The organism is Plebeiibacterium sediminum (assembly GCF_026013605.1).
In the GTDB taxonomy this organism is placed as follows: Bacteria; Bacteroidota; Bacteroidia; order Bacteroidales; family Marinilabiliaceae; genus Saccharicrinis; species Saccharicrinis sediminus.
Map to the genome: position 1 here is coordinate 1 of NZ_JAPDPJ010000321.1, position 446 is coordinate 446.

General features: G+C 45.3%; 1 protein-coding gene. It reads left to right on the forward strand.

Going from position 1 to position 446, the window contains the following annotated elements:
* Window positions 1-446: hypothetical protein (locus tag OM075_RS25640; protein WP_301193395.1), on the forward strand; the 446-nt coding region annotated here is incomplete at both ends.

A 446-nucleotide genomic window follows, 5' to 3' on the forward strand; every position in this document is an offset into this window, starting at 1 on the left:
AAAGGTCAGTTTGAACTTCGCAGACAGCAATTGCCACCGGAAGTGCAGAAAGCATTGAAAGATGCACGTATGCAAACCGTTGACACGGCAATCTACACCGTTAAGTCGATTAAGGATAAGTCCGACATTGATTTAATGGAGGCATCGGACGATAAAAAGGCTGGTCGCACCAACCTGAACCGTGCGCAGTTGGATTCAGGAAAGTATTTCCTGTTAACTGATATTGTTTTGGAGTACGCTCACGGAGCATCGGAAGAAGATAACGACCCGGCAGATTTTGCATTCGGTCAGTTTGCTTTACCTCCTGCAATCCTGAACGGTACTTTCGAGATGACGTTAGGCACGAAGGTAATTGTACCTGAAATCTCATGTGCGGTATTCGATGATACCGATACCACAAAACGCAAATTCCAATACAAGCTTGCCAATCCAAAGTGGTTAAAGCC